Origin of the sequence: Neobacillus niacini, from assembly GCF_030817695.1 — a bacterium.
Classification (GTDB): Bacteria; Bacillota; Bacilli; order Bacillales; family Cytobacillaceae; genus Neobacillus; species Neobacillus niacini_F.
The window spans coordinates 1-13459 of sequence record NZ_JAUSZQ010000005.1 but is presented as its reverse complement, the minus strand read 5'-3'; the positions used below and the strand labels follow the sequence as shown (position 1 = coordinate 13459).

Here is a 13459-nt window from a genome sequence, read left to right as displayed (position 1 = left end):
AGACGTCCACTCCCTTCTCTTTAAGCTTCTATCTTTTGAATGACTTTATTTCTCAAACCCCTTGCTTCTATTAGAGGTAAAATCTTTTCCTCAAAATAATCCGTGTCTTTAATAAAGTCAGGAAAGGCAAATAACAAACCATCGACCTCTGTATTCGTTGATAGGTGTTCAATAAAATCAACAATGGTTTCAGGTGCACCAGTAAGTGTAGGAGCCAGATAAATATCCCCGAGCAATTTTTCAGTCGTCGATCCTGCCTTGTCGTTACTTCTTGCGGTTTGTAAGCCCGAGAAACTATCCTGATCGGTTCCGTCAATAAAATGCTGATAAATAGACTGTGCTTCTTCATCCGTATCAGCTGCGATTAGGGTATATAAAGCATACGTTTTGATTTCTTTCCCCATCTCTGCCGCAATCTGCTTTCCTTTTGCACTTACAGAGGTTATTTGCTCCAGATCTCCTGCAACGAAATTAACGTTACAATGCTTTACTGTAAAACGGAGACCCTTTTCTGACATCCCTGCACAAACAATGGGAGGATTCGATTTATTGACGGGAGCCGGCTGACAGAGACAATCATCCAAGTCAAAGTATTTCCCTTTATGGGTGAGACGGCCATTGTCCCATAAGCCTTTTACCACCGTTAACCATTCTTCGGCATAATTATAACGGTCATTATAAAATTCATCTCCAGGCCACAAGCCCATTTGCGAATATTCATATTTATTCCAGCCGGCCACCACATTCATACCAAATCGTCCATTACTAATATCATCGATTGTTGCAGCCATTCTTGCCGCCATTGCAGGATGGAGAGTGAGAGGCTGTACCGTTGCAAAGATACCAATTCTCTCTGTAACAGCTGCCAATCCCGCCATCATATTGAATGAATCCATCGCGTAATCCCAATGCTCGGTCTCCCCTCCATAGCCCCTAAACTTCACCATGGATAGAACAAAATCCAGCCCCATGTTCTCAGCTTTTATTGTTACTTCCTTGTTTAACTCAAATGTGGGCATGTACTGCGGAGAATTCTTAGAAATGATCCAGCCATTATTCGCAATCGGTAAAAAAATTCCAAAATCCATTACCATCACCCTCATTCCATAAAATTTTTTTAGGTTAAAATTCTTAATTACCAACTGACTCTATTGATTTATAAAGTCAATGAGTAATTCGATAAGATAATTGTATTTGAATTCTAATGCCTTCATCAGCTTACAAACTGTTAAATAAGAGATTACACATTGTATGTAAGAGTACAGACCATTAAGTAAATAATCTAAGAAACTCAAGATATATCTGCGAAACTCAAAATCAATTTAAGTTGCAGCCTTCAATCCATGGCATAAAAAAAGTGTCACAATTCCATGTAATTTTCCTACAAGGAGTTCTGACACCTGTATTTTATTAATGATAATATGTAATATGTCAACCGCATAATTAATTGTGGTTCATAAATCACTTTGGAGCATTTGATTCCTTGGCTTTTGTGAACGGACAAACAGTGGAGCTAATACTGCTCCTGTAAAAGCCACTGTACCGTAAAAAAACATCTACAAGAAATCTTTCAAACAATTGCATTGGAGAAAAACAAAAAACGCTTCTTACAAAGTGTAAGAAACGTTTTTTAATTAGGATCATAAAGCTCATAGGATAATTTCAACGAATCAACAATATAATCAGCAATTTCATTGGCATTTAAATGATCCGTTTCAAGTCTAGAATGATGATTCGTATAAATGCCCTTCCTCCTATTAAACAAATCTTCAATTTCTTCCATCGTAAGTCCCTGTAATACCGGTCTACTATCAATAATGATATTGAGTCGTTCTTTCCATAATTTCCATGTAATATCTAAAAAAATGACAATACAATTTTCTAATGTAATTTTACGTATTTCATCTTGTAAAAAAGCTCCGCCCCCTAAAGAAATTACTTTAAGTCTTTGAGTGCAGATATCCATAATAACTTCTTTTTCTAATTTCCGAAATGCCTGTTCACCGATCTGTTCAAATACTTTAACAATAGGACCATCAAATTTTTCCTCAATAACTCTGTCTATGTCAATAAAAGTCCGGTAAAGTTTCTTAGCAACCAATTCCCCAACCGTCGTCTTTCCCACTCCCATAAATCCAATGATAACAATACTTTTTTCTCTAATCGAGACCCTTCCGTTCATATAAAATAGCACTCTTTCCTAAAGAAATCATTAATTTCTTTTAATTTTTTCACCTTTCTTAAAATTTAATCTATTCTTGCCTTTTTTTCAAGGGCAAATAGCATTTCTAATTTTTTTTGATCGTCAAAATTACTGTTGATCACTTCTGTCACTTTGCCCTTAAGGTCTGGATTATTTTCCATCAGTATTATTAAATGAGTTAATTGCATTTTTTCTTCTTCTATCAAAGGCTCTTCATCTACACCTAGTAATACCCTCAAAGTTTCATACCCCAAAGTACTAAACATTTTACCGTAAAAAGACATGGTGTGTCCCCCCATCATAAGATCATACTTTATTTATAATTAAGAAATGACATTAGAAAGCCCCAAGAGAGATCTTTTTCTAGGGGCTTTCTTTCAAAGTTACTGTTAGAAGAAGGAACTAAACCCTTGTTTATTATTTCACCATTTTACAGGACTATTGTAAGAGGAACAAAATGTACGAAAATTGAAAGTCTTACTGGTTTTTAATGTAGTGACGGACTCCATCTTCGTCCATTTTCCAATGTGAAAACCATTCTTCCCATAATTCCCACACTTCAGACACGATAAAGTTATGGGCTCTATCCTTCGTCTGGGTATATTTGTACATTGGGATATCATTTTCATCGTACCATGTGTACGTTTTATATCTATCTTTTGTCGTCACTACGGCGTCGTCGAAACCACCTAGCTTATTTCTATTAAGCCAGTATTCTACTGTATTTTTGGTTTGACCATTTCTAGTAAAATCCCAGCTCCAAATGTCATATTCACCAAAGAGCAAGTAGGCCGGCATTTTGTCGGTTTTTCCTTCAAGTGGTCTCAAAAGTGGCCCGGAAGTGGACCCGACAGTGGCAAAGTATTCTGGCATTACTGCAGTTGCATAATTAGTGAACATGGAACCAAGAGACTGACCAGTAAGATAACGCCTTCCAGGATCTACATTATAATCTTTATCGATTTGTTTAATGACCTCTTCAAGGAATACGAAGTCGTCTTGCTTATTCGGAGCATAATTTACATTCCAGGTCACTTCAGTAGAGGAATTGTATTGCTCACTTGGCATCACAAGCATGAACCCATATTTGTCAGCCACTTCCCACCAATGGCTGGCATCGAAGAATACGCGGGCAGTTTGTGTATTTCCGGCAAGGACAAATACTGCAGGAATATTTTCCTTAGGGGCGGATTCTGGTACGTATACTAGATACTCACGTTTATAACCATCCAGATCCATTTCCTTGATTTCTACACCCATTGCTTCATAATCAGGTCTATCGCCGAGAACATTTCCGTTAATAGTAGTACTGTCATAACGTGTATAATTAGAGAGGAAATCATTTACTTTCTGTGTAAAACCTTTACTATAAACTCCATTGCCCCCTTTTTCAAAAACCGCTACTTGAGAGCGGACATCACTATAAGAGGTAACAATATTATTGGAATCTGCTTTTTGCATAAAGACTGTACTGCCCATAGCGCTGTTTGCTGAGATTTCACCTTTAGCAACGGTGTCATTTGCTTTTTTCCAATATTCAATGAGATTTTTCACTGAATGTAAATCCTTGTTCACAAACCAGGTTGGTACCGGAACCTCGCTGTAGGAGATAGTTTTATTCTCAGTGAATGTTTTCGCACCAGTTTTTTCCATAAAATCTGTATCCAGATCTTTCGTTTCAATAAAGGTGGAACTGATTACAGATAACGGGTTTTCCATGGCCCATGCCTGGAGTGCTGTACCTCCTTCACCATATCCTGCAAGATAGAATAGACCAAAGGTATTGTAATATTTGGTATCCCTGATGATTTTGAACGTTTCGTTGATATAAGCAAGTTCTTCTTCAGCAGTTCCCCAGCCACCTTCACCTGGCTCAAGAATAAACAAACCTTCTGATTTTTTATTGGCAATGTCCAGCCAGCCGCTTTTCTTTAGAAATTCTTCTGTAGACATGCCGTCCGGTGCTGCAATGACCGTGAAGTAATCGCGTACGGTTGTATCCGGTGCTACGTAAATCTTAACCGATCGAGTCTTCTCACCAACTGTAACATTACGGGTGAAATAACCTGTCAATGGCAATTTGTTTCCCTTTGTGATATCGATGGAGGGCTTTTCCATTCCATCTAGTGAAATGGCTCTTAGTTGTGTTTGTGTTATATCTGCAGCGTTATTAGATGCTGCTGAAACTGGCATAACTGTACCTGAAACTGGTATGACTGTACCCGATAACATTAGTGAAGCAGCAATCACAGAAAATAGTTTTTTACTTTTCACTCCATTACTCCCCCGATCTACTTTTTGTTTAATCTTCAGGTATTTTTAAGTGATGGGCAAAGCTTTTTTTAAGTGCCGGCCGCCAATAGACACTTACTTTGCTTTACCCATCGATGAACCATCATAAATGTTATTTTTTATCTACCGTGAACGTATAAGTACTAGTTGTAACTTTATCCGGTGCTATTATGTCAATGGTGATAACGGAACCGTCAGAGACAGGTATAGTTGTTCTTGAACGATAATCTACTTTTTTGCCATTAATCCTGATTGATTTGACCATTGTAGACATAGTTGTCGGAATGAGCGTTAGGCTATCATTAGACTTAGGCACTTCAATCGTGTAAACATATGACCAAGGATCAAACTTGTTTGGTAATGAGTTGTTTACGGATATAGTGTTTCCTGCCCATGTGAACGACCTTGATTGTGCCCACTGGACCGTCTTTCCAACGAGCTTCCCTCCTTCAATTTCAATATTGGAGAGCACGGAATATTTCATGAATCCGTCTTGGCCATTATAGTTTATTGGTGATGAAGTCAGATACTCTGTATTGTCTCCCTTTATACCAGGAAGCTTGATGGCCACCCAATTAGTGCCATCCTTCCACATATCACCAATAATAGTTGTTCGGCTGTTAGGGGCATCATTATTACCGCGCAAAGTTGGAGTAGTGCCTGCTTCACCCTTATCAATTACCTGCTGCAAGGCAGCTTCGTAGATTCCTAGATGACTAGCCTCAAGTGATGATTCATCATGTCCGGTAAATATTTGAGTAATTTTGCCGCCGTCTTTCTTGAAATTAGAATAGGTTTGCTGAACAAGGGATAGGAAAAGGTCTGTTTTTACTCCCATTACAGCTACATTGTCTGCAGAACCTGCTCTAGTACAGCCGTAGATATCAGACGCGAATATCAATCCATTTTGCTTGTCTTGAAGGATGATATCACTGTGGTCGTGCCCTGGTAGGGCATACACGTGAAGCTTACTACCACCTATATCAATAATATCGCCCTCATCAATATTTTTAACTTTAGCCTGATCCTCCGGATGATTTAGGACAGAACTAATAGAAGCCCATCCGCGTTCATTCACATAGATGTCGTGGTCATCTGCAAAGTTTGGTGCCTGGGCCATGTGATCCCCATGGGAGTGCCCGACGACCACGGAATAAGGTTTTTTAGCAATATTTTCATCGATATACTCTTTCAGGTTTTTCGCATCGGCCCTAGTCTGTAATGCATCGAACAGGATACCCTTGTCTTGACCTTCGATATACCAAGCCATTGGGCGTACAGATTCCGAATCGTTATAAAGTTGATATACTGCCGGACTGGTGCTGGTTTTTTCCTTAATCAGTTTGTGCTGGAACTCATCAATGACAGGACGATAAAGATGCCAAGTAAAAGTTTGAACAGGACTTGTTACCATTCCGTCTTTTACTGCGATGGCCTTATATACCACTGTTCGCTCAGGCAGCTGACTATTATTCAGCATTTCATTAATGTGTCCCGTGGATTCAACTGTGTATACTTTACTGGAAGTCGTTGGTTCTGATCCGTCTGTCGTATAGTAAATGGTAGCGCCTGGAGTAGGAGTGTACAGCTTCACATAACGTCTTGGAGCGACAGCATTTTGTTTCGGTAATGCTTGAACGGGGGTAACTATCTTGCTGGTTATATTATTGAAAATCTTGTCAACTTCCGACCTCTTAATAGGTTCATTTGGCTTGAACAAATCAGGCGTTCTTCCAGACATGAAGCCCCATTCTACCAGTGCATTTACACTGCCCCTTGCTTCTTGACTAATACTTTCGTAATCTGAAAATTTGGCCGCATTGTCCGACTCAGTAATTTTAAACACATTGGCAAGTATAACCGCAGCGTCTTGGCGGGAGATCTCGTTGTTAGGATTGAAGTTGCCCTCAGTATCAGGATTTATGATTCCTTCCTCATAAGCAGCCTCAATTTCTTTACCGTATTGATCTGTAGTTTTCACATCGTTAAATTGCTTAAGAGGAGCCTTCCAAATATCGTTGTAATCACTTGGATGCGGCCAGGCGAAATAGGTGGAAATCTTCCCGACAAATTCAGCTTTACTCATTAAATCCCCTTTTAGCACCTTTTTATTTTCGTTCTGTGTGGATGCATAAAAAGAGCTTGGAAGTAACATGACAGCTATCAACAACATTAAGAAAAACTTAGATTTTTTTAGATTTCTCAACACAACCATACCTCCCCGTTATCGTATCCTGCATACTTTTTTCCGTCCTGATCGACGGTTCTTATTTTTCATTACCATTGTCAGGATCGTTAAAATTTACTTAACCAACTGTCCTTCATAGTAAAGGTTTCCTTCTTTATCCTTTGTCCACTTAGAGAACCATTCTTCCCAGAATGTCCAAAGGCTGTCTACACTGACATTGTGGTTTCTTGCTGCAGTAACACTGTATTGTACCAGAGGGATATCCTGCTCATTGGCCCAGCTGTACATCGTTGTCCGTTGAAGCATCCCGATACCATATTTAACATCCGTAGGAGCGTCAATATGGCCAAGGCCGTTTCTGTCAAGCCAGTACGAGACAACATTTCTTAGGTTTCCTGGCTGCGAAAGGTTGTAACTGCTATTGTCATTTTCTCCCCAATTCACATGGATAGGCAGTACTGAAGTGGCGCTGTCAGATATTGGATTCGAGGTAGCACCTGAACCGGCAATAGCAGTGAAATACTCCGGCATTCTGTAACCAATGGCATTTCCAAACATAAAGCCATTTGAGTGCCCGGCGGCATATCGTCTGTTAGGATCAGTGTTGTAGTCTGAATCGACTTGAGCGATTAACTTTTTAACGAATTCGAAGTCATCGGCTCTCTTATCAAGATCCGTATTTAAATAGTTCCATCTAGTTTCCAGCGGAGTATCGGGATTGGCGGAATACTGTGAGCAAGGTACGACAATTATAAATCCGTATTTATCCGCAATCTCCCACCAGCGCGTCGCATCAAAGAAAAGCCTGTTAGGCTGGCTGCCGCCCGGAAAAACATAAACTGCTGGAGCTCCCTCAGGATAGATCTTATTGGAATTCTTCGGTACATACACCATGTACTCACGGTTCCAGACCTGGCCGTCACTCTCAATAACAGTCATGTTTTTAATATCAATGCCCAGCTTCTCGTAATTCGGCCTTACCCCAAGCACGTTTCCGAAAACCGTGGTATTGTCATAACGAGTGTAATAGGACAGGAATTGATAAACTTGCCTAGTAAACTGTTTATCTTCATATCTGACTTTCTTCTCAAGAAGAGCAACCTTCGAAACTGGATCGCTATACCATGTGGTTATCCTATTAGAATCTTCCCTCTGGGAATATACCTCTCCAAATCCTCCATTCCTGTTGGATTCCAAAACGCCTTTCTGGTTGCCAACCCCATTTCCATTTCTTTCAGGCTGGACAACATCGTTGGCTCCCTTCCAGTACGAAAGGAGATTGGAAATGTTCGACGCCTTCTGATTTACAAACCAGACAGGTAAAGGCACTTCATTGTAAGAAACAGAAGTAAAACGAGAATCTAAGCCGGTTTCAGAAAACTTTGGGCTGAAAGTAAATTGCTGTGCACCTATTTCTTCCAGATTGTTTAGATCTTCAGTATCAATAAACACGGTGCTAATTACAGACAACGGGTTGTTGGCTACATAGTTTTGCAAGGCCGTTCCGCCAGAACCGTACCCGGCCATGTAGTGAACGCCATGGGTGGAATAAAATTTCCTTTCTTCCATTACTTTCAAGGCAGCGGTGATGTACTCACCCTCGGCATCTACACTACCCCATTTGCCTGTTGACTGGTCGGGCTCGAGTACAAACAAGCCTTCTTTGCGTTCACTCGCAATATCCATCCAACCGCTTTTAACAAGGAAATCCTCGGTTTTCCAACCGTCCGGAACGCTAATAACGGTGAAATAGCTCCGGATGGGAGCCCCTTCAGGGATGAATACCTTCGACGTCCTTGTTGTATCACCTACAGAGACCTCCTCCACGTAATAGCCTGTTACAGGCAGCTTATTACCAAGGGAAGTATCGATGGGGGGTGGAGTCGGCCCCGTATATACCTGGGGTACTAATTCTGATCCCTTGTTTACAGCATGGCTGGTGCTGACTCCTGTTACCAAAAGAACTATGACTAAAAAAACCACTTCTAGTTTTTTTAATAATTTCATAATATCTTTCTCCTTTTTCATTAATGGCCTTGATAATAGATGTCAAGTTCACTGTCGATACGATACTATGACTATTTTGATAAAAGAAATTTTGGGATTAGACAACCTTTCCGTTAGGCAGCAGATGTATTGTAAAAATAACACTTTGTTATGGTCACATAACATTAAAAATGAATGAAGGAATCGTATTGTGAATCCGCTTTCATTTTTGCGGTAAATTAATCACTGAATCGAAATACTTTTATTACTTGACCATTTTTGCACAAATTCATAATTCTACAATTAGAAACTAGTTGTAACCACTTTTCTCTATAAGCAGCACCCCCTTGGCGTTCCAGTAGAAAAAGTTTACTAGAGTACTGATCTGGGGACGCACATAACAGATTTCACATGTTATTCGATTTTCCCCTAGTATTAATAACCACGCGCTATCCTCATGAACGGGATATTGAACTTAAATAAAACAAAAGAAGAGGCTGCCCAATGTCTTCATTTTTGTAATTTAGAGCAGCCTAATTCAATAGATTCTAACTTTTTGGGCTACTTTTCTAGCTCAGGATCGTAAAACTCTCCGAATAACTCCTCATCAGATGGTTTATCTTCCGGAATAGGTTTTGACACCCATGTGTAATTCATATAATGCTTCAGGTTAACGTTTTCAGAGATAATATTTCCACCCCACGTCCCGCATCCAAGGCTTGATGTCATCGGCATACCATTCGTAAATGACCCAGCATTTGCTTTCGACTGGGGCTGGCGAACCATAATCCTGCTAACAGGTGCGGCTAGAGCAAGTCGGTGAATATGATCATCATTGAAAGAATAGATACCGCACGAGTGTCCCTTTCCTCCCACCTCATAAATCGACCTCATCATATCAAGCGCATTTTCAAATTCACCCTCATATTGGTATACAGCTAATAGAGTCGTCAATTTCTCGCCGGAAAATGGATACTGTTTACCAATTTCATCTCCATTGACGATAATAAATTTACGGTCATTAGGAATAGTGAAACCAGCCTTTTCTGATAATTCCTGGGGTGCAATTGCGACAGTAGCTGGAAGTCTGTGACCTGCATCATCCCACATAACAGCCCTAAGTTTTGCTTTTTCTTCTTCAGTAGCTAAATATCCGCCAACTCTCACTAACTCTTCAATCATTGAATCATAAACATTTTCACTAATAATTAAATTTCCATCCGCTGAACAACCTGAACCATAGTCTGAAGTTTTACTTAGCATCGTATTAAGTGCTGCCTCTTTGATGTCAGCTGTCTCATCAATAATCATTGTCGAATTTCCTGCTCCTACACCGTAAGCCGGTGTTCCGGAACTATAGGCACTTTTCACCATATCCTTGCCACCCGTTGCAAGGACAAGATCAGCTCGCTCCATAAGCGCTTTCGTCATTGGGATATTGACTAATGTTAAACACTGTAATAAATCAGCCGGTGCCCCTTCGCGTTCGAGCGCTTCACGCATAATCCGGACGGTTTCAAACGAAGTTTTTTTAGAACGCGGGTGTGGTGAAAAAATCACAGCATCCCTTGCTTTTATAGCGTAAATGGCTGTCCCCGCTGGAGTTAGGTCAGGATTGGTGGTAGGAACAATGGAGCCAATAATTCCAACAGGCTTAGCATATTTTATAATTCCTTTTTCTAGAATTTCTTCCACAATCCCAACACTTCTTTGCCTTAGAGCATCTCTAAGAATTCCACGAATTTTCATTCGTTTCCCCATCCTACTCACAGGGTCTCCGAGCCTGCTTTCCTCAATGCCCATATCTACTAATCTTGTAAAGTTTTTTTTGTTAGATACCGCCCAAGCAACGGCCTGACATAGGCGATCCAGCTTTTCTTGGCTATAGGATTCTATTATTTTCATTGCGTTTCTGGCTTTTTCAAAAGCGAAATCTAATTCCTGCTGTTGCTCTTCAGTAAGCTCGGTCATTTTTTTTTACTGCTTTTGTTGACACTAAAATTACCTCCCTTTTATTAGATCGATCTAAAGATTTAGATCCTAAGGCTAAACACTTATGATACAGTAACGTGATGAACATTTTTCCCAGGAGAGTAAATGTCCATGATATTCCAGTGTCCATCGGTTGGAACCGGGTTATTTAACATAGCCACATCAATGACAATAGGTTTATTTGCTTTGATTGCTTTCTCTAAGGTTGGCTTAAAATCCTCTGCTGCTTCAACCTTTATTCCTTCAACACCATAGGCTTTAGCAATCGCAGCATAATCTGGAGAATAAGGCTTTCCGTCCTTCTGAAATACTGTCCCTAAAGTGGTTCCGAAATGAGCCTTTTGCAGCCCTGCTATTGTGCCAAAGGCAAAATTGTTCATAATGACCCATATAACTGGAATACTCTCCTCCGCCGCTGTTGCGAGTACGGCTGGATTTTGACCAAATCCTCCGTCTCCAACCAATGACACAACGACTCGGTCCGGAGCAGCAATTTTTGCACCTAGTGCAGCCGGTGCGCCAAATCCCATTGTTGCGAATCCACCCGGAGTCAAGATTGTACCCGCCTCATAAATTGGAAATTGCTGGCCGACACCATTTTTATTCCAGCCAACATCGGTTGTAATCAACGCATTTTTAGGTAGGACTTGCCGGACCTCTTCCACAATCCGTTGAGGCATCATTGGAAAGGAATCATCTTCGATAAACTGGCGATTGCTTTCCTTAAACTTTTTACGATAGTCCGCAATCTCTTCTTTCAATTTGTCTAAAGAATCACGCTGTACCCCGTAAGGGAACAATTCTTTCGCAACATGATTTAACACAGTCAAGGCTTGTTTAAGATCTGCTACAACCCCCATTTCAGCTGGAAAGTTTCTGCCAATTCCACTCGGATCAATGTCGATTTGGATTAATTTTGTTTGTTGATAATTAAAGGTATATTCCGGTTCCCATGAACTGCTATCTGCTTCAGCGAAGCGGGTTCCTAAAACCAAAAATATAATCTGCTGTTTTACATTTGTCATTAATAAACTTAGTGCCCCAAAAACCAGTCATGCCTAACGTTAGCGGGTGCTCATCTGAAACTGCACCCTTACCCATTAATGAATAGGCTACTGGCATATTCAATCGATCTACTAACTCCCTGAGCTGTGTAGCAGCATCCGCCAACATAACTCCGCCTCCAACATAGAAGATTGGGTTTTTGGCATCTGCCAAAGTTTGAATCACTTTCTTGGCGGTTTCATTGTCGATGGATGGTTTATAGAGGGATTTTGCATTCCGCTTTTGTTTTTCGAAAAAAGAAGTTTCAATCTCTTTTGAAAAAATATCCATAGGCACAGAAACTAATACAGGTCCCGGATTCCCACTTTCGGCTAATTGAAAAGCTTTTTCAAGAATCTCTGGGAATAAATGTGGGCTGTCAACTCTCCAGGCACGTTTTACAAAAGGCCGGTAAATCTCATACTGTGTCGCATCTCCATGAAGATTTACTTCCTGGTGGGGATGTTTTCCATAGTAATGTGTTGGAACATCGCCAGCGATCACAACCATAGGAATGGAATCCAATGCTGCATTGGCAACACCAGTTGCAGCATTCGTCAGCCCAGGTCCCAAATGACTGAGAAGGGACTGAAGATTTTTTCTTTACTCTTGCATAGCCATCAGCCATATGGGCCGCAACTTGCTCATGCCTTACATTCACAAATTTAATTTTACTATTTTCTAAAGCTGATAAAACGGCGATATTAGTATGTCCGCACAATCCAAAGATGTGTTCAATCCCTCTTTCTTCAAGATAATTCACCAATTGATAGGAAATGAGTTGTTTCATTGAGAACCTCCTTGAAAATCTAATAAAATTTTTCCGCATTGACCTGAAATAGCATATATATAAGCCTTTTTATACTCGTTGAGAGGATATATATTAGAAATAATGGGACTGACTTCAAAATCATCATTAAGTAAATAGGTGACACACTTATAGAAATCCTCCGGAAAGTTATAAATAATAGACCCGTGTATAGTAATCTCATTTCTAACAATCTCAATAATTGGTAATGTCGCTTCCGGTGTTAATCCTATTAATATAACGGAACCACCTTGTTTGGCGATCCGGACTGCCTGTTCTACAGCCTGCTTGACACCCGCCGCTTCTATCACAACATCAAATTTCTCATTTTTCACCTCATGAGGGAGGAGAATATTTATTCCAAAAGCAGCTTTAACCTTCTCCAGTTTCGTTTGGTTAATATCGATTGCCGTGACCTCTGCACCTAAATAGGTTGCTAGTGCTATGGCAAGAGTACCTTCAGTCCCACATCCGATCACCGCAACTGTTGTATTTTTTGTTATTCGAGCTTTTTCAAAGGCGTGTGATATGACAGCAAAAGGTTCAATTAAAACCGCTTTCTTATCTTCAAGTTCCTCGGGTATAGGCAATACATATTTTGAAGAAATAATGATTTCTTCAGAAAATATGCCATCAACATTTACCCCTAGTGATTCCTTATAAATGCAAATATTTCTATAACCTTTGAGGCAATTCTCACATTCTCCACAGAAGGTATTTGGGGTAACAACAACCTTTGTTCCTATCTCTAAATTCACATTTTTACCTATATCCATTATTCTTCCCACTAACTCATGTCCTGGTCTGATTGGATATTTTGCATGGCCGATTTTACCCTTATAAACACCAATATCTGACCCGCAAATACCTCCATATATCAATTTGATTTTCACATCATCATCCCTGAGAGGGGATTCGAATGAAAATTCTTTTAGTTCTAGTTCCC

At 40.1% G+C, this 13459-nt stretch carries 8 protein-coding genes and 1 pseudogene; all 9 read right to left on the bottom strand.

The window, feature by feature from the left end; genetic code table 11:
• Positions 1-20 precede the first annotated feature (20 nt).
• The gene (locus tag QFZ28_RS27500) at positions 21-1088 is read right to left on the bottom strand and encodes an LLM class flavin-dependent oxidoreductase (RefSeq protein WP_307197801.1); all 1068 of its coding nucleotides are present in this window, start codon (positions 1086-1088) and stop codon (positions 21-23) included.
• Between the two features lie 542 nt (positions 1089-1630).
• A complete protein-coding gene (locus tag QFZ28_RS27495; protein WP_307197800.1) occupies positions 1631-2182 on the bottom strand; it encodes a shikimate kinase in 552 nt (183 codons plus the stop codon).
• Positions 2183-2247: 65 nt separating this feature from the next.
• Positions 2248-2487 carry a hypothetical protein gene (locus tag QFZ28_RS27490; RefSeq protein WP_307197799.1) on the bottom strand — a complete coding sequence of 80 codons (240 nt, stop codon included), beginning with the start codon at positions 2485-2487 and terminating at the stop codon, positions 2248-2250.
• 193 nt (positions 2488-2680) lie between these two features.
• Positions 2681-4477, bottom strand: coding sequence for an alpha/beta hydrolase family esterase (locus QFZ28_RS27485; protein WP_307197798.1), 1797 nt, complete (start codon positions 4475-4477; stop codon positions 2681-2683).
• A gap of 130 nt (positions 4478-4607) precedes the next feature.
• The gene (locus QFZ28_RS27480; RefSeq protein ID WP_307197797.1) at positions 4608-6704 is read right to left on the bottom strand and encodes an S-layer homology domain-containing protein; all 2097 of its coding nucleotides are present in this window, start codon (positions 6702-6704) and stop codon (positions 4608-4610) included.
• Positions 6705-6797: 93 nt separating this feature from the next.
• The gene (locus tag QFZ28_RS27475; RefSeq protein ID WP_307197796.1) at positions 6798-8690 is read right to left on the bottom strand and encodes an alpha/beta hydrolase family esterase; all 1893 of its coding nucleotides are present in this window, start codon (positions 8688-8690) and stop codon (positions 6798-6800) included.
• A 540-nt stretch (positions 8691-9230) separates the two neighbouring features.
• The gene (locus QFZ28_RS27470; protein WP_307197795.1) at positions 9231-10640 is read right to left on the bottom strand and encodes an aldehyde dehydrogenase family protein; all 1410 of its coding nucleotides are present in this window, start codon (positions 10638-10640) and stop codon (positions 9231-9233) included.
• Between the two features lie 83 nt (positions 10641-10723).
• Positions 10724-12495 (bottom strand): annotated as a pseudogene (locus tag QFZ28_RS27465) (thiamine pyrophosphate-binding protein).
• On the bottom strand, positions 12492-13459 hold a 968-nt coding region (locus tag QFZ28_RS27460), incomplete at its 5' end, for a zinc-dependent alcohol dehydrogenase (RefSeq protein ID WP_307197794.1). The gene QFZ28_RS27460 and the pseudogene QFZ28_RS27465, both read right to left, overlap by 4 nt.